The organism is Pseudoalteromonas sp. BSi20439 (genome assembly GCF_000241165.1).
Taxonomy (GTDB): Bacteria; Pseudomonadota; Gammaproteobacteria; order Enterobacterales; family Alteromonadaceae; genus Pseudoalteromonas.
On the sequence record NZ_BADW01000099.1, the window covers coordinates 85443 to 108714 of the forward strand.

16 protein-coding genes and 2 pseudogenes are annotated in these 23272 nt (G+C 41.5%); 4 read left to right on the forward strand and 14 right to left on the reverse strand.

Annotated elements, in window-relative coordinates:
- The first annotated feature begins 5 nt into the window (after nt 1-5).
- Together P20439_RS09320 and P20439_RS09325 are read left to right on the forward strand one after the other, a co-directional pair.
- The gene (locus tag P20439_RS09320; RefSeq protein WP_008114850.1) at nt 6-1547 is read left to right on the forward strand and encodes a serine hydrolase; all 1542 of its coding nucleotides are present in this window, start codon (nt 6-8) and stop codon (nt 1545-1547) included.
- Between the two features lie 103 nt (nt 1548-1650).
- Nucleotides 1651-2574 (forward strand): histone deacetylase family protein, encoded by a 924-nt coding sequence (locus tag P20439_RS09325; RefSeq protein ID WP_008114852.1) that lies wholly within the window; start codon nt 1651-1653, stop codon nt 2572-2574.
- Here the strand turns inward: P20439_RS09325 and P20439_RS09330 are convergent.
- Complete coding sequence (locus P20439_RS09330) at nt 2554-2853, reverse strand: DUF4144 family protein (RefSeq protein WP_008114855.1); 300 nt, start codon at nt 2851-2853, stop codon at nt 2554-2556. The two genes, P20439_RS09325 and P20439_RS09330, sit on opposite strands and share 21 nt — an antisense overlap.
- Nucleotides 2854-2929: 76 nt before the next feature.
- Between P20439_RS09330 and P20439_RS09335 the strand changes: the two genes are divergently transcribed.
- A complete protein-coding gene (locus P20439_RS09335; RefSeq protein WP_008466378.1) occupies nt 2930-5458 on the forward strand; it encodes an EAL domain-containing protein in 2529 nt (842 codons plus the stop codon).
- Here the strand turns inward: P20439_RS09335 and P20439_RS09340 are convergent.
- From P20439_RS09340 to rsmD, 13 genes and pseudogenes are all read right to left on the reverse strand, one after another.
- Complete coding sequence (locus tag P20439_RS09340; RefSeq protein ID WP_008114859.1) at nt 5431-6246, reverse strand: DUF2797 domain-containing protein; 816 nt, start codon at nt 6244-6246, stop codon at nt 5431-5433. The genes P20439_RS09335 and P20439_RS09340 overlap by 28 nt on opposite strands.
- 21 nt (nt 6247-6267) lie before the next feature.
- Nucleotides 6268-8806: pseudogene (locus P20439_RS09345) on the reverse strand (EAL domain-containing protein).
- A gap of 92 nt (nt 8807-8898) precedes the next feature.
- A complete protein-coding gene (purD, locus tag P20439_RS09350; RefSeq protein ID WP_008114861.1) occupies nt 8899-10182 on the reverse strand; it encodes a phosphoribosylamine--glycine ligase in 1284 nt (427 codons plus the stop codon).
- 14 nt (nt 10183-10196) lie between these two features.
- Entirely contained in the window at nt 10197-11015 is an 819-nt protein-coding gene (locus tag P20439_RS09355) for a class I SAM-dependent methyltransferase (RefSeq protein ID WP_008114862.1), read from the reverse strand.
- A gap of 109 nt (nt 11016-11124) precedes the next feature.
- Nucleotides 11125-12711, reverse strand: a complete 1587-nt coding sequence (purH, locus tag P20439_RS09360; protein WP_008466382.1) for a bifunctional phosphoribosylaminoimidazolecarboxamide formyltransferase/IMP cyclohydrolase — start codon at nt 12709-12711, stop codon at nt 11125-11127.
- Nucleotides 12712-13043: 332 nt separating this feature from the next.
- Nucleotides 13044-13334 carry a DNA-binding transcriptional regulator Fis gene (fis, locus tag P20439_RS09365; RefSeq protein ID WP_002957804.1) on the reverse strand — a complete coding sequence of 97 codons (291 nt, stop codon included), beginning with the start codon at nt 13332-13334 and terminating at the stop codon, nt 13044-13046.
- A 19-nt stretch (nt 13335-13353) separates the two neighbouring features.
- Nucleotides 13354-14325, reverse strand: coding sequence for a tRNA dihydrouridine synthase DusB (dusB, locus tag P20439_RS09370; protein ID WP_171034673.1), 972 nt, complete (start codon nt 14323-14325; stop codon nt 13354-13356).
- A 283-nt stretch (nt 14326-14608) separates the two neighbouring features.
- The gene (gene prmA, locus P20439_RS09375) at nt 14609-15490 is read right to left on the reverse strand and encodes a 50S ribosomal protein L11 methyltransferase (protein WP_008466387.1); all 882 of its coding nucleotides are present in this window, start codon (nt 15488-15490) and stop codon (nt 14609-14611) included.
- A 71-nt stretch (nt 15491-15561) separates the two neighbouring features.
- A complete protein-coding gene (gene rpoD / locus P20439_RS09380; RefSeq protein WP_008114873.1) occupies nt 15562-17406 on the reverse strand; it encodes an RNA polymerase sigma factor RpoD in 1845 nt (614 codons plus the stop codon).
- A gap of 390 nt (nt 17407-17796) precedes the next feature.
- Nucleotides 17797-19548, reverse strand: coding sequence for a DNA primase (dnaG, locus tag P20439_RS09385; protein ID WP_008466388.1), 1752 nt, complete (start codon nt 19546-19548; stop codon nt 17797-17799).
- Between the two features lie 160 nt (nt 19549-19708).
- Nucleotides 19709-20155 carry a GatB/YqeY domain-containing protein gene (locus tag P20439_RS09390; RefSeq protein WP_008114877.1) on the reverse strand — a complete coding sequence of 149 codons (447 nt, stop codon included), beginning with the start codon at nt 20153-20155 and terminating at the stop codon, nt 19709-19711.
- A 20-nt stretch (nt 20156-20175) separates the two neighbouring features.
- Nucleotides 20176-20391 carry a 30S ribosomal protein S21 gene (rpsU, locus tag P20439_RS09395; RefSeq protein WP_002957797.1) on the reverse strand — a complete coding sequence of 72 codons (216 nt, stop codon included), beginning with the start codon at nt 20389-20391 and terminating at the stop codon, nt 20176-20178.
- Nucleotides 20392-20536: 145 nt separating this feature from the next.
- A complete protein-coding gene (gene rsmD, locus P20439_RS09400; protein WP_008466391.1) occupies nt 20537-21142 on the reverse strand; it encodes a 16S rRNA (guanine(966)-N(2))-methyltransferase RsmD in 606 nt (201 codons plus the stop codon).
- 205 nt (nt 21143-21347) lie between these two features.
- On the opposite strand from rsmD, the pseudogene ftsY reads away from it, so the two are divergent.
- A pseudogene (ftsY, locus tag P20439_RS18235) lies at nt 21348-23224 on the forward strand (signal recognition particle-docking protein FtsY).
- The last annotated feature ends 48 nt before the right edge of the window (nt 23225-23272 follow it).

Sequence of the window (23272 nt, forward strand, 5' to 3'; positions counted from 1 at the left end):
ACACTATGAAACTCACAAAATTGGCTGCAGCCGCATTGCTTGCAGGCTGGGCATTTACAAGTTCTGCAGCGGTTGATACCGATAAAATAGCAGAGGTGATCAATACCTCAATGGCACGGTTTAATGTACCCGGAATGGCCGTTGCTATTGTTGAAAATGACAAAGTCGTATTCGCTAAAGGCTTTGGTGTTGCCAACCTTGATACGAATAGTAAGGTGAATAAAGACACTTTATTTGGCATTGCTTCAAATACCAAAGCATTTACCAGTGCAGCATTGGCTAAGCTGGTGGATGAAGGCAAGTTAAGCTGGGATGACCGCGTAATTGACCATCTTCCTGAATTTAGATTGTACGACCCATACGTTACTCGTGAAATGCGCATACGCGATTTACTTAGTCATCGTAGCGGTTTAGGGCTTGGTCAAGGCGATTTAATGATTTGGCCAAGTACAGATAAATCGGTAGCCGATATTTTATCTGGGCTGAAATATTTAAAACCTACGAGCAGTTTTCGTAGCCAATATGCTTACAACAACCTAATGTTTGTTACCGCTGGTGAAGTTGTTGCGCGTATATCGGGGATGAGCTGGAACGACTACATTGAAAAAAATATTTTACAGCCGCTCAATATGAGCAACTCACGGGCTGGCTTTTCGCGTATCGCTAAAAATAACAAAAACTGGGCAATTGGGCATATCCCAATGGACGGTAAATTACATCCCTTTTTTGTTAATTACCTTGAAGATTTTAGAGGGGCAGGAGCCATTGCATCAAGCGTAAATGATATGAGCCAATGGCTACGTACTCAACTTGCTGGTGGTAAAATGCCTAATGGCGAGCAGCTGTTTAGCGAAAAACAACAAGCACAAATGTGGCACCCACATATTACCTCACTGGCATCTAAAAGTGCTTATGAAGCGTACCATCAGCAATTTAGAGGTTATGGGTTAGGTTGGAGTATAGAAGATTACCATGGCGTTAAGAAGCTGGCACATGGTGGTGGTATTTTAGGTATGGTATCGCAGGTTACTCTTTTGCCAGAGAAAAACGTGGGGATTGTGATATTAAGCAACCAACAAGCGTTTTCTGCGTTATCGGCGGTGACCCATGAGGTACTTGAAGATGTACTAGAGCTTGAAGATAAAGACTGGGTTGAAGATTTAGCTAAAAAGCATTTTGCAGGTAAAGAAAAAGCTTATGCTAACGCGGCTCCATCAGTACCAACAGATATTCAGCCAGCATTACCAGCGATTAATTACACCGGTACGTTGCATGATGATTGGTATGGCGATGTCATTATAGAAGATCTAGCTGGTAAATTACGCATTGATTTTACCCACACAAAGCGCCTTAAAGGTGAACTGGAGCATTACACTGGCAATACCTTTATCGTTAAGTGGGATGAAAAACTATTAGAAGCAGATGCCTTCATTCGTTTTTCTATGAGTGCAGATAACCGCGTAGAATCAGCGAAAATGAATGCAGTTTCAACGCAGGTGACCGATTTTAGCTTTGATTTTAGAAATCTCGACTTAAAAGCTAAATAACCTGAACCTTGGTTATATAGTCGTTTAGTATCAACCAAAGTCGCAAAGCCACCCTCAGGTGGCTTTGTTATACTTGTCAAGCAACTTATCTTTGGAGTTAGCTATGCGCACTGCGATTATTTCTCACCCCCACTGTCGTAAACATAAAATGATTGACGATCATCCAGAGTGCCCTGAGCGTTTGGATGCCATTAACGACCGTTTACTTGCAAGTGGACTGGATGTCGCTATTGAGCAAAAACAAGCGCCTAAGGCCTCGCGTGAGCACTATTTATTAGCGCATAGTGAGCAACACATTAAGCATGTAGAAAGTATGATCCCAATCGAAGGGCTTAGCGATTTGGACGGCGATACCTGGTTGTGCCCCGATTCACTGAAAGCCATTGAGCGTGCAGTAGGAGCTGGGTTACTCGCTGTTGATGAGATTTTAGAGGGTAAATTGGATGCCGCGTTTTGCTCAGTGCGCCCGCCAGGGCATCACGCTAATCGCGACAGCTCTTCTGGTTTTTGTGTGTTTAACAACCTTGCGATTGCGGTTAAATATGCACAAAGCAAAGGGGTGAAACGCATTGCCATTATCGATTTTGATGTGCACCATGGCAATGGCACGCAAGATATTTTTATGGATGATGAAAATGTGTTGCTGTGCTCGTTATTTCAATATCCATTTTATCCAAATACCGCCATTAAAAATAACGCCACACTGGTAAATTCACCTTTGCCTATAGCTAGTGATGGTACTGATTTAAAAGCGCTTTATGAGCAGCAGTGGTTGCCAAAATTAACAGAATTTAAGCCTGAGCTACTTTTTATAAGCGCAGGGTTTGATGCGCACCTTGAAGATGATATGGCCAGTTTAAAGTTTGTTGAAAGTGATTATATATGGCTTACTGAGCAATTAGCGCAATTTAGCCAACAACATGATTGCTTAGGTATTATCTCTTATTTAGAGGGAGGATACTCACTGTCTGCCCTCGGGCGCAGCGCAATTGCACACGTTAAAGCCTTAGTTGATTTCGGCGAGTAACCTAAATGCCTGTTCAGGAGTAACCTGCTCTATTTTACTGAGACAGCATTGTCCTTCTTTTGCTAAATATTCTTTTACCAATTGCGCTAATTGTATTGCACTGAGTGCCTTATGTGCATCACCATTTAAACCTTGATAGCCACTTACCTTATCTAAAATAACCACGTTTTGCTGCTCATTCACGTCCAGAGTATAAATAAAGTCATGTAACTCATCGGCATACTCTAATAGCTCAATCTCATTATTATAAATAATAATTAATGGGTAACTGATGCTCATATATTGTCCTAAATCAAATTGTCATTTACTGAATAATTTATAATCGTGCATTGGTTTAATTTTGGAAGTAGAAGCAATGCCTCACACTAGCCGCTATCAAAAAGTATGCGATGTTTTTACCAATAAGGTGATCGCTTGCACTAAGGATACCTCTTTAATTGAAGCGGTGAAACTAATGCGTGCGCACAATGTTAGCGCTATTTTTGTTAAATATCAGCAGCAAATAGTGGGGGTATGGACTGAAACAGATTGCTTAACGCTTAACTTTTCTGATCAGACACTAAGACAGGTAATGATTGAGAATGTGATGTCGAGCCCAGTATTAAGTGTACCCGGCCAACAATTATTAACCGACACCGCGATGGTATTTAATAAGCACGGGGTTAAGCATTTACTAGTAACCGATGCCAACGATAACCCAAGTGGGGTGATCAGTATTACTGATATTGTGAGTAATCAAGGATTAGAGCATTACCTGCAATTTAGGCCGATAAACGATCAGTATAATAAAAAAATAAGAGTCGTCCCCAGTTCATTAGCAATTAATGACGCGGTTAACTTAATGCGCGAATACGCTGAAAAAGTGATTTTAGTCTTTAATGAAGATGAAAATGTCCATGGCATTATTACCCAACGTGATTTACTAAAGCTCATCACCGAGCAGCATAACCATCTTGTTTGTTGGGATTTAGCGAGCCGTCCTCTTTATAAAATAAGCCCTCAAGACAGCCTTTTTGATGCTTACAGGTTAATGTCTGAAAGTAATATTCGGCATTTAGTGGTAAGCGAAAATAATCAAATTAATGGTGTATTGTCGCTTGAAAACCTAATTAATGAAATTGAAACCGCTTATTGTTGTGAGCTTGAAAAGGTACTTCAGCAGCGTGATATTGCACTGCAGCACTCACAGCGTAATTTATTTTTAGCCAATAAAATTATCGACTCCTCTCTAGATGGCATCATGATCACCGACTCGAATGGGGTGATTATGCAAGTAAATCCTGCATTTACCCATTTAACCGGTTACAAAGAATATGAGGTGATAGGTAAGCGGCCAAATATGTTGAGTTCAGGGCGTCATGATAAAAACTTTTACATAAAAATGTGGGATTCACTGACCAAAACAGGGGTATGGCAGGGGGAAATTCATAATCGTAAAAAATCTGGCGATATTTATATTGAATGGCTCAGTATTATAGAGATAAAAGAGCCAAGTCATAGTGATGTGATTTATGCCGCTATTTTTAGTGACATAACAGAGCGAAAAAGTGCAGAAGAAAAAGTGGTGCAGCTCGCGTATTTTGATGAGCTAACTGGCTTACCTAACCGGCGCTTATTTAACGATAGACTCTCTATGGCACTGGCCGCAGCTCACAGAGATAAACAAATGTTGGCGGTAATGTTTATTGACCTAGACCGTTTTAAAGAGGTAAACGACAGCTTAGGCCATAACGCCGGTGATACCTTATTAAAATTAGTCTCTGAGCGCATTATTAACACTCTTAATGAGGGAGATACACTGGCGCGATTAGGGGGGGATGAGTTTATTGTATTGTGTGAGGTTGAAAACGTAGCAGCTGTTATCAGACTTGCAGAAGGGATTTTAAATCACTTAAATACCCCCTTCAAATTGGAAGGATTTGAAGTGGGTGTTACCGCCTCTATAGGGGCTGCCGTTTATCCCGACGATGGCTTGGACAGTGAAACATTATTAAAGCATGCTGATATTGCCATGTATCGCTCAAAAGATGTAGGGCGTAATTCGTTTCAGTTGTTTCAACCCTCAATGAATGCACGCTCTCTAGAGCGCTTAGCGATGATGAGCCGCTTTCAACATGCACTCGAACATGATGAGTTTGAGCTTTATTTTCAGCCTAAAAAATGTTTAAAAGCAGGGGCGATTATGGGGGCTGAAGCATTACTGCGTTGGCATGACCCTGATTTAGGCACTATTTCACCAGCGCAGTTTATTCCACTCGCTGAAGAGTTAGGTTTAGTTGTACGTCTCGATTTATGGGTTATTAACCAAGCCGGTAAAGAGTTAACTCTTTGGCAAGCAAAAGGAATGAACCCTGGGCGTTTAGCAATTAATGTATCTGCTTGCCACCTAAGCCAAGGTAAGTTGGCTGATAATATTAAGGCCATGCTTACTCACTATCAATTACCAGGAAGTTTACTTGAAATAGAGCTGACAGAAAGTAGCTTTATAGGCTCTTTTTCACAGGCAAAAGAACAATTACAACAGCTTAAAGCGTTAGGTGTACATATCGCGCTTGATGATTTCGGCACCGGGTATTCGGCGTTAAGTTATTTAACCAAATTGCCTTTTAATACGTTAAAAATAGATGCCAGCTTTATTGCGAAAATTCCTGATGAATACGGCAATAGCCAAATTGTTGCGGCGATTATAGCCATGGCGACAAGTTTAGGATTGGATGTGGTTGCTGAGGGGGTAGAGCATGCCTCTCAAGAGGCACACTTAGCAACAATAGGCTGCAATATTATTCAGGGTTACCATTATTGCTATCCATTAACACGACAGCAATGGATAGCATTTTATAACCAAGCAGCAAATGGTTATTCTGAGTCTACACTCACTTCATAAGAGGTGAATTTTCGAATATTAATCACACCACTATCAAAAATTAAGTACTGACCTTTTATACCTTGTAAAACGCCGCTAACAACGGGGTTTTTGTCAAAGTTAAATGAGCTAATTTTAGTTGGGTATTCACTGACTGGAAAATCAAGGTTTACTACGTCTTCATCAAGTTGTTCAATGGCGGTTGCGCCAAACAACTCACTCAGCTCTGTAAGCTTTTCGCTTATTTGTGGAATAAGTTCAGCGGCCGCTGCTTTTAAATCAAGCGCGTCGTTTTGCCCTTTAAGCATATTGCGCCAATTGGTTTTATCAGCAATAAACTGTGCCAATGCTACTTCAACTAAGCCCGATTGCAAACGAGTCTGCACTTTAAAAATGGGTAAGGCTTGGGTTGCCCCTTGGTCAATCCAACGGGTAGGGATTTGTGTATGGCGAGTAATGCCCACTTTTAATCCTGAGGTATTTGCTAGGTATACATAATGCGGGATCATGCAATTTGCTTCACCCCACTCTGGCTCGCGACAGGTGCCTTGGTCGTAATGGCAGGTTTCAGGTTTCATGATACACATATCGCAACTGGCAAGTTTGCGCATACATACAAAGCAATGCCCTTGAGAGTAGCTCTTTTTGGTTTTTTTACCACAGTTAGAGCACAAAATTGTGCCACTAAAAGTAAGTGTCAGCTGTTTGCCAATTAAGGCATTTAAATCAACCAGCTGCTCACCTACAGGTAGATGATATTGAACTGGCTCTGTTAAGCTCGACTTTAATTTACGCAGTGTACCTTGCATCTTTTCTTGGCCCCAAAGATGTTAAAAAGGGGAGTTTAACATTTTTAGGCTGTATTGGCTTTTTAAGAACTCTAAATAATTATCATAAGAGAGTGCTTTGGCATATAAGTAGCCTTGGGTACGATCGGCTCTCATGGCTGTAAGTAGTTGATGAACCTCTTGAGTCTCTACGCCCTCAATCGTAATCGTTAGGCCCAGGTTATGCGCCATATCTATGGCTGTTTGTACAATAACCTGATGTGCACGGTTATCAGTTAAATCAAACACGAACGACTTATCTACTTTAAGTTCGCTAAAATGATAGTTAACTAAGTAGCTAAGCGATGAATAACCTGTACCAAAGTCATCTAGCACTACTTTAACGCCTAAAGTGGCAAGTTCATCCACTAAGGTGACTAACGCATCTTGGTTTTCGACAAAAGCAGATTCAGTCAGCTCAAACTTTAATAAATGAGGTGCGACCTGATACTTAATTAAAATATTCTCTACTTTTTCCGTTAAATTGGCGATGGCTAAATTTTTTGCACTTAAATTCACACTAACACTGTGATTTTTGATGCCATCGTTTGCCAGCCTTGCAATGTCTTTACAGGCTTGCTCAATAACCCAAAGGGTTAGCTCATTAATAATACCGGTGTGCTCAGCGAGCATAATCAGCTTTTCTATCGAAATATTTTTAAAGTCAGCATCTGGCCAGCGTAGTAGGGCTTCCGCGCCGTGTATACTGCACTCCTCTAAGCTCACTTGTGGTTGATAATAAAGGGCAAGTTGATCCTCTCTTATCGCTTGCTGTAGCTTGGCTGCAAGAGCAACGTCCATGGTAAGGTTATCATGCGCAAGTGATGAGCTTACTTTGCTTAGGTTATGTTTAGCGTCGTGTAATGCTAAATAGCCTCGTTTTAACCAAAACTCAAAATCATCACGTTTACCGTAACCACTAATGCCAACACTGTAATTAAGTTGTAAGTCTAGACCTTTAATTTGATATGTTTTTGGTAACTTATTTAAGATCTGTTTGAGTAATTCTTCGAGTGTATGCTGACTCTGATTTTTAGTGGAAATACAGGCAAATACGCCACTGCCTAAATCAGCAATTTTAGCAGGCTGATTAATGCCACTGTTGAGCTGAGAGAACTCTCGTTCAAAGCTCAATTGGCGTTCTAACTCCTGAGCAACATGTTTAATGAGCTCATACCCTTGCGAAGGGGTAATAATAGTATTTAGAGAATTAAAGTGACGTATTTTCACTAAACATAAAGTGGTAGAGCGCTGTTGTGCTTTGAGTGCCATAAAGGCATATTTTAACTTTGCACTATTGAGTAGCTTGGTTTGCTGAGTATGTGTTGCATGGTACAGCGCTTGCTCACGCTGATAACGAATCCGATCAGCGAGTGCCATTGCCATTAAGACAATTTCACACAAAATGGCAATCAAAAATGCATGGCGTATTGAAAAACTATAGGAAATTACGCCTGTCAGTTCTAAGGGTTGTATCGCAGCGCCAATGATCAGTGGCACCCACGAAAACACGTAAAACTTAGCCCAGCGAAAACCACTTCTTAATTTGTTATAAATTAAAATGAAGCAGACGATATAGAGCGATCCTAAAATCACAAAAAATATCGGTGCTGCTATATTTTCAGGAATAAAAAAACTCAATATAGCAAGCACTAGCATTAGCCTTAATAAGCCGATGCTCAATTTATAACGCCAGCAACCATCTTTGTGATAACGCAAAAACAGTGTGCAAAAAGCAAGGGTAAAAAATGCAATAGCGTAATTCGCTACAATTACTTTTTCGTGAATAAATAACTGCCATTCAAGCGGCCATAAGTAAAAGCCAAACCCAAGCACCGTGCCCATTAATGCAATAGCGCTAATAATGTAGCCAATATAAACCAAATATACGCGGTCTTTAATACCAAAATAAAGCAATAGGTTATACAGTGAAGCCATTAACAGTACGCCAACAAAAATTCCCCAAATGCCCGTTTGAGAGCGCATCAAGTCAACAAATACTGTATGGCGATATAAATGAATTGGGGTTTTACTGATCCCCACGGTATCTATTTTTATAATGAGGCGTTGCGTAGATTGACCATCAAGCTTAAAACGAATATGGGGTACACTGTATTCAAACAGAGTCAGGCGCGGCTCTTTGTCGCCAAGCTTATAAGTATCGAGTAGCTGGTTGTTATTATTAAGTCGGTATATGGTGAGATGATCCGCCATTGGGTTATCAAAGTGCGCCACTACATCTTCTTGTTGGCTACTTTTATTTTCTAAATCAAGGCGTAACCAATAATTTTGCTGTTTAAAGCTCCAAGGAATATCGTTAAATTCTTGCTGTGTAAACTGCGTTTGTGTACTCATTACTTCTGCGAAGTTTTGTGTCTTGGTTTCATCTATGTAATAAGCATGATCGAGGTAAACAGGGGTGATTTTATCTATAGTATAGCGAGAGGGCATCACAAAGTTTGATGACAATGTGCTGATAATAAAAAATAAAAATAAGTATCACGACCGCTATCGCATGATAGCGCAAGGTTTTAAAATCCAATATTAATCTGTGCCCTGATTGTTTTTTATAGTGTAGCAGTAAAAAGCGCAGATAATCTGCGCTTATAAAGTTTAATGAGTAAAACTCAATAATTATTGTTCACGAGCAATTGCACGATAGGCTATATCTGTACGGTATTCCATGCCGTCCCAGCTGATTTCATCAACCAGTTTATAGGCACGTTGTTGCGCTTCGGTAACGGTATTACCTAGTGCCGTTGCACATAATACTCTACCACCGGCAGTTACTACGTTATCGCCATCTTGCTTAGTCCCTGCGTGAAAAACTTTTTCGCCTTCAGGGTAGGTTACTTTTAGGCCACTTATTGCATCGCCTTTCGGGTAGTTATCTGGGTAACCTTTGGCAGCTAAAACAACACCTACAGCAGCACGTGAATCAAACTCAATGGTGGTTTTATCAAGTTCTACACGGTTAGCAGCTTCAATTAGTTCAACTAAATCTGATTGTAAGCGAAGCATCATAGGTTGTGTTTCAGGGTCGCCAAAACGACAGTTATATTCAATAACTTTTGGTGTGCCGGTGTCATCTATCATCAAGCCTGCATATAAAAAGCCAGTGTACGGATGGCCTTCATCAGCCATACCTTCTACCGTTGGGTAAATCACTTCATTCATAATGCGTTGATGAATTTCATCGGTGACTACAGGCGCTGGTGAGTATGCACCCATGCCGCCAGTATTAGGGCCTGCATCGCCATTGTAAGCGCGTTTATGGTCTTGGCTGGTTGCAAACGGCAGTACGTTTTTACCATCAACCATTACAATAAACGACGCTTCTTCACCTTCTAAAAACTCTTCGATGACAACACGGCTGCCAGCTTCACCAAAGGCATTACCCGCAAGCATATCGCGAATAGCTTCTTCTGCATCGCGCTCGTCCATAGCTACAATCACGCCTTTACCGGCCGCTAAACCATCAGCTTTTATAACAATCGGTGCGCCTTTCTCTTTTAAGTAGGCAAGCGCGGGGTCGATTTGTTCAAACGTTTGGTAATCAGCCGTTGGAATAGCATGACGTGCTAAAAAGTCTTTAGTGAACGATTTAGACCCTTCAAGCTGCGCTGCACCGGCTGTTGGGCCAAAAATGGCTAAGCCGTGTTCACGAAACTTATCAACAACGCCTAACACCAATGGCACTTCTGGACCAACAATGGTTAGCTCAACATTATTTTGTTGTGCAAAGCTCAGTAGCCCATCAAGGTCTTCAACGTTAATTGCTACGTTCTCAAGTTTTGGCTCAAGGGCTGTGCCGGCATTACCTGGTGCAACATAAACAGTGTTTACTTTTGTATTTTGAGCGGCCTTAAACGCAAGTGCGTGTTCGCGGCCGCCGCTGCCAATGACTAATACATTCATGGCGAATATCCTATTTAAAGCGGTTTTTTAAATTTCAGCGTCATACGGTCGCTTTCACCTATGGCTTTATATTTAGCGGCATCTTGCTCGCCAAGTCTAAGGCTAGGTGGAAGGGTCCATACCCCTTTAGGGTGATCGGCTGTATCAAGAGGGTTTGCATTAATATCGCTTTTTGCTTCAAGTTCAAAACCTGCTTGTTCAGCAAGTGCAATAACCACACTTTGCTTCATATAACCTGATGACTTTTGCATTTCATCGGCTTGCTCTTCGGGTAGGCGATGTTCAACTACACCTAAAGTGCCGCCAGGTTTAAGTGCTGTATAAAAAGACTTAAATGCATTGCTTGCAGCTTCTTTATCTTTACTCATGTACCAGTTATGGACATTACGAAAAGTAAGTACCATATCGGCGCTACTCGCAGGGGCAATATCTAAATGAGTAGAAGGAGCAAACTCAGTAAGTTTAACGTCACTAAAGCGGGCATCTTCAGCGATTTTAGCTTTAAAACCAGCAAGAGAACGTTGGTAGTAACCTACCGATGAATCAGCAGGAAAATGCGCGGCATAATAGGTGCCTTGCTCTTTTAATGCTGGCGCTAAAATTTCACTATACCAACCACCGCCAGGCGCAATTTCTACCACAGTCATTGTTGGTTTAAAGCCAAAAAACTCCAGAGTTTCTACAGGATTGCGGTATTGATCGCGCTCACTGCTGCGCTCGCTTGCTTTAACTGCATTTGTTAATGCTGATTCGTGGCCGTGGTTGTGTGCCAATACCATTGTTGAACTTAATGACAGTGTGGCAACCAGTAGAGATTTTAGTGCAAATTTCATCGTCTAATCCTTCACATTATAATTGTTAGTCATGGTTATAGAATAAGCAGAATACGTGAATTTGATGCAAACAAAAAGAGCTAACTGAAGTAGTTAGCTCTTTAAGCGATTAATGGCGGAAATGGCGCATACCCGTAAACACCATTGCCATACCGGCTTCATCAGCGGCGGCAATTACTTCTTTATCGCGCATTGAACCACCCGGTTGAATAACCGCGGTAATGCCTGCAGCGGCTGCAGCATCAATACCATCACGGAATGGGAAAAATGCATCTGATGCCATTACCGAACCTTTTACTTCAAGGTTTTCATCGGCGGCTTTAATACCGGCGATTTTAGCTGAGTAAACGCGGCTCATTTGGCCTGCGCCTACACCAATAGTCATACCGTCGCGGGCATAAACAATGGCGTTTGATTTTACAAATTTAGCGACTTTCCAGCAAAATAATAAATCTTTAAGTTCTTGCTCAGAAGGCTGGCGCTTAGAGACAACCGTTAAGTCGCCTTGCGTTACCATACCTAAATCACGGTCTTGAATTAGAACGCCGCCATTAACGCGTTTAATGTCATGGCCTGTGCCTTTAGCTGAAAACTCACCACACTCTAATAAGCGAACATTTTGCTTAGCCGAGACTATTTGAGCCGCTTCTGCACTCACGCTTGGCGCAATAATAACTTCAACAAATTGACGTTCAACAATCGCTTGTGCAGTTTTTGCATCAAGTTCTTGGTTAAAAGCAATAATGCCGCCAAACGCTGATGTTGGGTCAGTTTTAAAAGCACGATCGTATGCTTCTAAGATATTGTCGCCAATTGAAACACCACATGGATTAGCATGTTTTACAATAACACACGCAGGTACATCAAATTCTTTAACACACTCAAGTGCGGCATCGGTATCGGCAATATTGTTAAACGATAGTGCTTTACCTTGCAGTTGAGTGGCTGTCGCAACTGATGCTTCAGAGATGTCGTTTTCAACATAAAACGCGGCATCCTGATGCGAATTTTCACCGTAACGCATATCTTGTTTTTTAGTGAATTGCATATTGATAGTACGAGGGAACTTAGTATCTTCAGCCGCTTCCTCTGTGTAATCAGGAACCATTTTACCGAAGTAGTTAGCAATCATACCATCGTATTGCGCTGTATGCTCATAAGCTGCAATAGCTAAATCAAAGCGGGTTTTGTAAGTCGTTGAGCCGTTGTTATTTTGCATTTCGCTAATAACACGGTCATAGTCGTTTGCGTTAACAACAATGGTCACATCTTTGTGATTTTTAGCCGCTGCACGCACCATAGTTGGGCCGCCAATATCGATGTTTTCAATAGCATCTTCAAGGCTGCAGTTTTCTTGAGCGACAGTATTCGCAAAGGGGTATAAGTTAACTACAACGATGTCGATAGCAGCAATGTTGTTATCTGCCATTACGCCTTCATCTTGGCCACGACGAGCAAGAATACCGCCATGAATTTTTGGGTGTAGGGTTTTTACGCGACCATCCATGATCTCAGGGTGACCGGTGTGATCTGATACTTCGGTAACTTTGATCGCATTATCAGCAAGTAGTTTACAAGTGCCGCCAGTTGAAAGTATTTCAACACCTTGTGCTTCGAGTGCACGGGCAAATTCAACAATACCGGTTTTGTCTGACACACTCAAAAGTGCGCGACGTATAGGACGATGTGTATCCATTGTAGTTTGATTCCCTCAGTTAATGAGCTAGCTTAGAAGCGCGTATTTTAACTGATTCCGACCCAAAAAACGACTTATAACGACCCATAAAGCGTGAGCATTTTGCAATTTCGTTAATAAATTTTGCATATAAAAAAAGCACCCTAAGGTGCTTTCTACTCAAAATACTTTATACCAGTTGTATTGGATTAGTAAGCAATTATAACGACAGATAAATAAGTCAATAACAAGGCAAAAATTTTGCTGTGTAGTTATTCTACATAAAAAATTTTTAACGCAGTTAGGGACTTATTTAGCTCGTTAGAATGATTACGGTTTCAATATAGCTGGTATCAGTTCATACCGTATTTTTTAAGCTTTTTACGTAAAGTACCACGGTTGATACCTAGTAAAATTGCCGCACGAGTTTGGTTACCACGTGTGTAAGTCATTACTTCTTCAAGCAATGGCGCTTCTAGCTCAGAAAGAACAAGGTCGTAAACGTCTTGCACATCTTGACCGTTAAGCTGCTTTAAGTAGTGGTGAACAGCTTTTTTTACTGCATCACGCAATGGCTGCGGTTTCTCGTGTGACTGAACATGAGGGTTAGTGATAAATGGAGAAGTCACGTTTTGTTCGAACATTATAAAGTCTCTTTCTTTCTTAGTTAGCTGCTAGTGTTTTAAAGTATTGCTCTAATGCGACGACCTGTGCCTCTGAATTGTCGAGCGCATTAAATACTCGCCTAAACTGACCGTCACTGTCATGGGTTTGCAAATACCAAGATACATGTTTGCGAGCGATTCGTGCTCCCATTGGCTCACCGTAAAACATATGGAGGTTAGTTAAATGCTCCATTAAAATACTGCGCACCTCTGCTATAGCAGGTGGCTGCATATGTTCACCAGTTCGCAAATAGTGGTCTATCTCCCTAAATATCCAAGGGCGACCTTGGGCGGCTCGACCAATCATAATGGCATCTGCACCCGTATAGTCCAAAACCTGTTTTGCTTTTTCTGGTGATGTAATATCACCATTAGCAACCACAGGTATCGACACTGAACGTTTTATATCCCTAATAGTGGCGTACTCAGCATCACCTTTATACATACATGCGCGCGTGCGCCCATGTACAGCCAGTGATGCAATGCCATAACGTTCAGCTATTCTTGCAATCTCTACACCATTACGGTTGTCCTGATCCCATCCAGTACGGATTTTAAGTGTCACAGGTATATCAACCGCATTAACGACGGCATCAATAATCTCTTCCACGAGTTCTGGAAACTGTAATAAGGCTGAGCCTGCAAGTTTCTTGTTCACTTTTTTTGCTGGGCACCCCATATTGATATCTATGATCTGTGCACCGTTTGCAACATTGAATTGTGCGGCCTGTGCCATAAGCTCAGGGTCTGCTCCTGCAATTTGCACCGCACGTATACCCGACTCACCAGAATGATCCATTCGGTTCATCGACTTTTCGGTTTTCCAAACCTTCGGATTCGACGACAGCATTTCAGACACAGCAAGGCCAGCGCCTAAACGACGACATAGCTGTCTAAATGGTCTGTCTGTTATGCCCGCCATAGGCGCGACAATGACATTATTCTCAAGTTGGTATGAACCGATACGCACGATATTCAATAGGCCTCTTTTCAAGGGGCGCTAAGTTTACGGCTTTTTGCGCAAAAATCAAAGGCTATAAATTGAACAAAAGTGACTTTTTTTTGCTCTTTTCGTATTGACATTTGATAACCGTATGACGAAGCGGTTTATTTGTGTGAATTTTGAACGGTCGTTGTTTTTATAATAAAAAATCTTTATTTTTTATTATGTAAAAAAAATAGTAAAGCCTGTTAAATACAGGCTCTAGATACGACTTTTGAGTTAATACTCTAAATTTTTTAAAAACGCACTATTACGCTTTTTTAGTGCCACTGACTCGGGTCCAATCACCTTCAATGGCAATTTCATCGAGTTCAATAAAGGGCGCGTATATATCGGCAACCGATTGTGCTTGTTCTTCTAAAATGCCAGACATGGCAATTTTACCGCCTGGCTTTAATAATCCTAAAATAACACTATGAAGCTCACGCAGTGGTTGCGCTAAAATATTTGCCACTACAATGTCAGCAGTAAACTCAGGCTGGTTTTCTGGAAGGTAAACTTCAAGCTTGTCAGCAACGCCATTACGATTAGCGTTATCTAGGCTTGCTTCTAGCGCTTGTGGGTCTATATCTATCCCAATCATGCGCTCAGCACCTAATTTAATTGCTGCAATGCCTAATATGCCTGAGCCACAGCCAAAATCGACTACCGTTTTACCAGTTAAGTCTTGGCTTTCAAGCCACTTTAAACACAGCGCGGTGGTGGCGTGTGTGCCAGTTCCAAATGCAAGGCCTGGATCAAGCAGTACATTGACTGCGTCAGGGTCTGGAATATCGCGCCAGCTAGGACAAATCCAGAGTTTTTCGCCAAATTGAATGGGGTGGAAATTATCCATCCATTCACGTTCCCAGTCTTTGTCTTCGAGTTGCTCAATTTTGTAAACTAAATTGTCTTTTAGTTCATCATGGCGCTTTAATAGCGCAACCACGGCGTTCATATCATGATTAGCTTCGAACAGGCCAATTACTGTGGTGTCAGCCCAAAAAACGACAGTGCCAATTTTAGGCTCATAAATAGGGGTGTCTTTTGCATCAATAAAGGTGACTGAAGCACTACCAGCTTCCATTAATAGGTCACTGACGGCATCAGCAGTTGCAGCATTGGCATTGATACGGATTTGGATCCAGGCCATGTTTATTTCCTTGAAATAGAAAAAAGGCCGCTACAGCGGCCTTTTAAGTTAACTCATAATGTAACGCTAGATTACTTAGCGTCTAAAAAGCTTTTCAGTAAATCAGAGCGAGAAGGGTGACGTAATTTACGCAGTGCCTTCGCTTCAATTTGACGAATACGCTCACGTGTTACGTCAAATTGCTTACCTACTTCTTCTAACGTGTGGTCGGTATTCATATCAATACCAAAACGCATACGTAATACTTTCGCTTCACGGGCTGTTAAGCCAGCTAGCACATCGTTAGTTGCGCCACGAAGAGACTCCATTGTTGCCGAATCGATAGGCGAATCAATAGTGGTATCTTCGATGAAGTCGCCTAAGTGCGAATCTTCATCATCACCAATCGGTGTTTCCATTGAAATTGGCTCTTTTGCAATCTTAAGTACCTTACGGATTTTATCCTCAGGCATCATCATGCGTTCAGCTAATTCTTCTGGATTTGGCTCACGACCCATTTCTTGTAACATTTGACGTGAAATACGGTTCAATTTATTGATCGTTTCAATCATATGTACTGGAATACGGATCGTTCTTGCTTGGTCAGCAATAGAGCGCGTAATTGCTTGGCGGATCCACCACGTAGCATAAGTAGAGAACTTATAACCACGACGGTATTCAAATTTATCAACCGCTTTCATCAGACCAATGTTACCTTCTTGAATTAAATCCAAGAACTGTAAGCCACGGTTGGTGTATTTTTTCGCAATTGAAATTACAAGACGTAAGTTTGCTTCTACCATCTCTTTTTTAGCACGGCGCGCTTTCGCTTCACCAATACTCATGCGACGGTTTATGTCTTTAATACGTTCAATGCTTAAGCCAGTGCTTTCTTCCATTGAAGTAAGTTTGCTAATACAACGAAGTATTTCAGGCTTCACTTCTTCAAGTTTAGCTGAATGCTTTTCGTTGGCTGCAATTTCAATATCAAGCCATGCTGTGTCAGTTTCGTTGTTTGCAAAATGCTTAACAAAGGTTTTCTTTGGAAGCTTTGAAACTTGTACTGCATGCTTCATGATAAGACGTTCTTGAACGCGAACTCGGTCCATCATTTCACGCATGTTATTAACCATACGATCAAATTGTTTAGGCACAAGTTTGAAGGTTCTGAACAACTCACCGATTTCTAAAATAGCGGCTTGAGATTCTGGGTGAGAGCGACCTTTTTTATCGAATGTTTCACGTGCTTTAGTGTATAAATCACGTAAGTTTTCGAAATGGATGCGCGCTTCTTCAGGATCTGGCCCTGTATCTACTTCTTCTTCGTCTTCATCATCGCTGTCATCGTCATCATCATCGCTGTCATCAAGCTGTTTTTCGCTTAATTCAGAACCAATGTTAGTGGCAGCAATCGGTGGTGCTTCGTCTGCATCAGGATCGAAAAAGCCAGAGATAATGTCGCTAAGACGCATCTCTTCTGCTTCAAACTTATCCCACTGTTCAAGTAGGTAAGTGATCGCTTCTGGGTATTCAGCAACCGAAATTTGTACTTGGTTAATGCCTTCTTCAATACGTTTAGCGATAACAATTTCGCCTTCACGGGTAAGAAGCTCAACAGTACCCATTTCACGCATATACATGCGAACAGGGTCAGTTGTACGGCCAATTTCTTTTTCTACAGTAGCAAGGGCTGCAGCGGCAGCTTCCGCTGCGTCTTCGTCTGTCGTGGTTTCTTGCATCATTAATTCATCAGCATCAGGCGCGTTTTCGCTAACCTTGATACCCATGTCATTAATCATGCTAATGATATCTTCTACTTGATCTGAGTCGATAATATCTTGTGGAAGGTGATCATTAACTTCTGCAAAAGTTAAGTAACCTTGCTCTTTACCTTTTTGAATCAGAAGTTTTAATTGTGACTGAGGAGTTGGATCCATAGAGATTGTTTCTTCCACTCTGATAAGTTGATACAACAGGCGCCATCATGGAGTTTGCTCAAAGGCTAACCAGAATAATGTGACGCAGTGAATAGCACAGTATAACAGCCTAAATCAAATCTGACTAGGGTCTGTTGGTCTTTCAGGATTAAAGTTTATTCAATCCAAGGGTGGTTTAATCGCGGCGTGAGGTTTGTAACCTAGTGGGCTAAGTAAAAACCGAGCAACAAAGAGTAAACCTCCTTTGGGTCGAACCCAAAGGGCAGCGCGTGTTTGGCATTTATGCTGCGTTATCGCCTATTTATGTGGAATAACCACACTACATAGGCTCTGCCTTGTCTAAATACCAAACACACTGCTGTAAACTTAACCTCGAAAGATAAACAGACCCTAACTGTTAGTCGTTTTTAACGCTGTCATTAGCAAATGACATTCTAGTCGTTCATCGCTATTTAAGCCCTGTGTCTTATCTTTTATTAATAGGGTCTCTAGTCGATAATTTAAACACTGATCTTCAATAAATTTAAAAGTATTTTGAAAAACAGTTTCTAAACGCTCTTCATTTATTTGATGTTGCCATGTCGCTAACTTAGTTAGTGGCTCGTAGTCATCAGTATCTCTAAATGATTCGAGAATTTGTGCAGTGGTAATGCCATCTTTTTGTAATGCTTGATGTTGCAGGCGCAATAATAAGCCAATACCCGCTATATTCATTTGTGCTAAATCAGGCAAGTAGGGCACGCTTTTTGCCAAATTAGGATGCTGAATTAAAATACCTATCGCTTGGCGCATGGGGGTAATTTTAAATTTGCGTTCAATTGCTTGCTGTTGTTTTGGCGTTTTTAAGTGATTATTAAGTTGCTCACGGGTGCGACCAATTAATCTGCCTAACTGCTCTAGGATATTTTCTTGATAGAACTCACTTGGGATCTTTTCAATTAATGGCAATGCTGCACTAAGTAGCTTAGCTTTACCGGAATCAAGCGTTAAATCAATCTCTTTACTTAGTTTATTAAACAGCACTTTAGTGAAGTCATCGGCGTTTTCAAGGCGCTGCTCAAAAGCCTCTTTACCTTCTTGTTGTACAAGTGAATCAGGGTCTTCACCATCGGGTAAAAATACAAAATGCAGTGCTTTACCATCGTTTAAGTAAGGAAGTGCATTTTCCAGTGCACGCCACGCAGCATCTTTACCTGCACGGTCACCATCGTAGCAACAAATAACTTTGTCAGTGGTTCTAAATAAAGTGTGCATATGCTCGCTAGTTGTCGCTGTGCCAAGGGCTGCTACGGCATATTCAATACCTTGTTCTGCCAGCGCTACTACGTCCATGTAGCCTTCTACAATCAGTACATGGTCAAGCTTTTTGTGCGCTTGTTTAGCTTCATAAAGCCCATAGAGTTCAAAGCCCTTATGAAATATGCGCGTCTCCGGAGAGTTTAAATATTTAGGCCCTTGATCCGCTTGCATTACTCGCCCACCAAAAGCAATAACGCGACCGCGTTTATCACGAATAGGGAACATTAAGCGATCACGGAAAAAGTCGAACTGTTTACCTGGGGTTTTCTCTGATGCGAGTTTTAGCTCAACTAATTGCTCTTTTTGTTCTTGGTTTCGCCCAAGTTGTTGGCAGAGGCCTTCCCATTCGCTGGGCGCATAACCCATCATAAACTTTTTAACTGTTGCGCCGCTTAAGCCGCGACCTTTTACATAATCTATTACTGTTTCAGAATTACTATGATGTTTTAACTGGTGTTGATAGAAACGCGCTGCATGGAGCATTAAGTCGTAGTCTGAACGTTTTTGTGCTGCGGTGCGCTCTGGGCCATTACTGCTTCCTTGCTCGCGAGGAACATCAAGGTTAAGTAAACTGGCTAGTTCTTCAATTGCATCAACAAACTCGAGTTTGTCATACTCCATAACAAAAGAAATAGCGTTGCCGTTAGCGCCACAGCCAAAGCAATGATAAAACTGTTTATCTTGCGATACAGTAAACGAAGGCGACTTTTCATTATGAAAAGGACAGCAAGCTTGATAGTCTTTGCCCGCTTTTTTCAACCCTACCTTTGAGTCAATCAGGTCGACAATATCGGTTCGTGCCAATAAATCATCGATAAAGTTGCGTGGGATCTTTCCAGCCATTGTTTAAAGTACAGCCCTAAGGTAAATATAAAAGTGTTAAAAGCGAATTATAATACGCAGAGATTGGAACACAAATGCATATTTTTTTGAAGTGCTCTAAACGAAGAAACCGAGCTCAAGGCTCGGTTTACTTCAATCATACTTAATGTATGTGGGAGTGTTAGGCTGTTAATCGTTGCTTAATTAAACCTGAGATTTTGCCCATATCGGCACGACCTTCGGCTTTGCTTTTGATTATACCCATTACTTTACCCATGTCTTGCATACCTGCTGCGTTAGTATCAGCAATAGCCGCGTCAATGAGAGCAATGATTTCTTCTTCACTCAATTGTTGAGGTAAAAAAGCTTCAAGCGCTGTAATTTCATTGGCTTCAATTTCAGCTAAATCATCACGCCCAGCATCTTTATACTGAGTGTAAGAGTCGCGACGTTGTTTAACAAGCTTCACTATAACGGAGGTAATACCTGCGTCGTCTAGTGTTATTTGCTCGTCAATTTCACGTTGCTTGATTGCAGCAAGTACCATACGAATAGGGTTAAGACGCTGTTTGTCTTTGGCTCTCATCGCATCTTTTTGCGCATCTTTTAGCGTTATTAAAAGGCTCATTTATACAAGACCTAATATAATTAGTATAATTTAACGCGACGAGCGTTATCACGAGAAAGTTTTTTCATGTGACGTTTTACAGCAGCTGCTTTTTTACGCTTACGCTCAGCTGTTGGTTTTTCATAGTGCTCGCGACGACGAACTTCTGAAAGGATACCTGCTTTTTCACATGAACGCTTGAAGCGACGAAGTGCTACGTCAAACGGTTCGTTTTCTCTTACTTTAATTACTGGCATTAAAAATTCACCTACCTAAATTATGAGCGTTGCTCAAGTTGATCAAACATTGATCAAGTGGTTCAAAAATGGTGCGGTATTGTAATCCGAAGCAACACCACATGTAAAGGATAATATTAACAGAAACCTGACCGCTAAAACAGTGTTAATTTATATGGCGTTGGTACAGCCTACAAAAAACTTGACCAGCTTTTTTCTCTTTTATTAACAACCAGTTACTTGGTGCTTTAAACGAAGTTAATTCTGTTTCTACCTCAACGTATATCAGTGCATCAGAGTCGAGCCATTGATTATTTTCTAATAAATCACAGCATGATTGAGCCAAATTTTTACGAAATGGCGGGTCAATAAAAACTAAATTAAATGCCTCACTGGTGTTTTTACTCTCAAGAAAGGTCAAGGTATTAGTATTGAGTACCTGTGCATTTTGCGCATTCAGCGTGGCAATATTTTGCGTGAGTTGTTTTGCTGCTAACGCATCAAGTTCTATAAATGTGGTGTTTTTAGCAAAGCGAGATAGCGCTTCGAATCCTAAACCACCGGAACCGGCAAAGCAATCGAGAGTGCGCGCATCGCGGGTATCGTGCATTAACCAATTAAATACTGTTTCTTTTATTCTGTCGGTTGTAGGACGCAGGCCTTGGACATCTTTTACTGGCAGTTTACGACCGCGAAATTGGCCGCTAATGATTCTAATAACGCCATCGGCTGATTTATGACTGGTGTTATTTTGTGTGGTTTTTTTTCTCATTTAACTCACTAAAAATTGGTATCTATGATCTAGCTCAGATAATATTGCAATCATATCATGGCGTGTCATTTTTCAACTGCGCTAAAAGTGTTACTATTATGCACCCTCGAGGATAACGTGTGGCTAAAAAGCAATTATTTAGGCTTAAAAGCACGCTATCATTATCGTTAGTTTATCAGATTTTTATAAGTGGTTATTAGCAAGTATGGCAAAAAAAAGTAAATTCATGTCGTGGCTCGGCTTTGGCAAGTCAGATAAAAAACAAGCGGAAGCTGATAAACAAAAAGCATTAGCAAACGAGCAGGCAGAAAAAGCCGAACAGGAACGTTTAGCAGCAGAGCAAGCTGAACAACAACGTCTAGCTGCTGAAAAAGCTGAGGCCGAGCGTTTAGAGCAAGAAAAACAGGCGCAAGCACAACGCGCAGCGGCTGCAGAAAAACAAGCGATTGAACACGCTAACGCTGAGCTATTAGCCAAACAACAGGCAGATGCAGAGCAACAAAGACAAGAGCAAGCTAAACGCTTAGCTGAGCAAGAAGCGCAAATGCAGTTAGAGCAAGAGCGTATCGCGGCAGAACAGGCAGAGAATGAACGCTTAGAGCAACAACGCATTGCGGCTGAAGAAGAGGCTGAACGCTTAGAGCAACAGCGCATTGCAGCAGAACAAGCTGAGCATGAGCGTTTAGAACAACAGCGTATTGCAGCAGAGCAAGCTGAAATTGAGCGTTTAGAGCAACAACGCATTGCGGCTGAACAGGCAGAGAATGAACGCTTAGAGCAACAACGCATTGCAGCAGAGCAGGCTGAGAATGAACGCTTAGAGCAACAGCGTATTGCGGCTGAACAAGCTGAAAATGAGCGTTTAGAGCAACAGCGTATTGCAGCAGAGCAAGCTGAAAATGAGCGTTTAGAGCAACAACGCATTGCAGCAGAACAAGCTGAGAATGAACGTTTAGAGCAACAGCGCATTGCAGCAGAACAAGCTGAGAATGAGCGTTTAGAACAACAGCGTATTGCGGCTGAACAAGCTGAGAATGAGCGTTTAGAGCAAGAACGCATTGCGGCTGAAGAAGAGGCTGAACGCTTAGAGCAACAGCGACTGACTGCAGAGCTTGCAGAGGAAGATGCAAAAAAAGTTGAACAGCCTAAAAAGAAGGCTTTTTCTCTCGTCTTAAAAAAGGTTTACTTAAAACTCGCGTTAATATTGGCTCTGGTTTTTCGTCTATTTTTAGCGGTAAAAAAATTGATGACGAGTTATTTGAAGAGCTAGAAACTCAGTTACTTACAGCTGATCTTGGGGTTGATACCACCATGAAGCTCATTGATAACTTGACTGATGCTGCTGATCGCAAGCAACTTAAAGATGGTGATGCCCTTTATGAGCTTATGAAACAAGAAATGGCAACTATGCTCAAAACAGCAGAGCAGCCTTTAGAAATACCAGCAGAGAAAAAACCTTTTGTTATCCTTATGGTAGGTGTAAACGGCGTAGGTAAAACCACCACCATTGGTAAAATGGCCAAACAATTTCAAAACCAAGGTAAGTCGGTCATGCTTGCTGCAGGTGATACCTTTAGAGCGGCAGCGGTAGAGCAGCTTCAAGTATGGGGTGAACGCAACAGCATTCCGGTAATAGCTCAACATACAGGTGCTGATAGTGCATCGGTAGTATTTGATGCTTTTCAAGCTGCAAAAGCACGTAATGTCGATGTGTTAATTGCTGATACAGCAGGGCGCTTGCAAAATAAAGATAACTTAATGCAAGAGCTTGAAAAAATAGCCCGTGTTATGAAAAAAGTAGACCCTGATGCACCGCATGAAGTGATGCTGACTATTGATGCTGGTACCGGCCAAAATGCAATTAGCCAAGTAAACTTATTTAATCAATGCGTAGGTTTAACGGGTATCACACTATCAAAACTCGATGGTACTGCTAAAGGCGGGGTTATTTTTGCCGTTGCCGATAAGTTTAATATTCCTATTCGTTACATTGGCGTAGGTGAGAGTATTGATGATTTACGCACCTTCAAGAGCGATGACTTTATTGACGCGCTATTTAGTCAAGATGAGGACGACGCTTAATTTATCAAAAGGGAGCCTGCTCCCTTTTTAATTGCGAGGAATACCATT